Origin of the sequence: Hallella faecis, assembly GCF_018789675.1 — a bacterium.
In the GTDB taxonomy this organism is placed as follows: domain Bacteria; phylum Bacteroidota; class Bacteroidia; order Bacteroidales; family Bacteroidaceae; genus Prevotella; species Prevotella faecis.
The window spans coordinates 1-674 of sequence record NZ_JAHKBE010000151.1; the positions used below are offsets into that span (position 1 = coordinate 1).

General features: G+C 44.5%; 1 protein-coding gene. It reads left to right on the forward strand.

What is annotated here, in order from left to right; translation table 11 throughout:
• The first annotated feature begins 168 nt into the window (after positions 1-168).
• Positions 169-612, forward strand: a complete 444-nt coding sequence (gene rhuM, locus KM934_RS12910; protein WP_252345015.1) for a RhuM family protein — start codon at positions 169-171, stop codon at positions 610-612.
• The last annotated feature ends 62 nt before the right edge of the window (positions 613-674 follow it).

The window sequence follows — 674 nt, forward strand, 5'->3', positions numbered from 1 at the left end:
GTACAACTTAACGTTAAACTGGAGAATGAGTCGGTTTGGTTGACCCAAAGCCAAATGGCGGAGTTGTTCGGTGTGGATAGAACGTCTATTGTCCGTCACATTCGAAATATATATAAATCGGAAGAACTTGATGAATCGTCAACCTGTGCAAAAAGTGCACAGGTTCGAATGGAAGGTCAACGACAGATAGTCCGCGAGATTCCCTTGTATAATCTTGATGTTATCATATCTGTGGGATATAGGGTCAATAGTAAAAATGCTACGTCGTTCCGTCGTTGGGCTACCTCTGTCCTGAAGCAATACGTCATTAAGGGGTATGCCATTAACCAGCAGATAAAGCTCGACCGTTACAAAGAGCTGAAGGATGTGGTGCGTTTGATGTCGCGTGCCATTGGGTTGCAAGAGGAGGTTAGCAACGAGGAGTATGGCGGGTTGTTCAATGTCATTAGCGATTATGTGTATGCCCTCGACACGCTCGACCATTATGACTACCAGTCGCTTGCCATTCAGAAGACTACATCCGACGCCTCTTTCCATGCCACTTACGACAATGCGATGGAGGCCATCAATGCTTTGAACCCAAATCGGTCGTTAGATTTTAATTCTTGTTAGTGTTTGTTCAATAGTTCGTTAAAATTTGAGATAAAGGCTAAGCAGTTTTACGCTGCCAGCCA

Coding starts and splice junctions, on each gene's coding strand:
- rhuM (WP_252345015.1), top strand. CDS start 169: ATGGAAGGTCAACGACAGATAGTCCGCGAGATTCCCTTGTATAATCTT.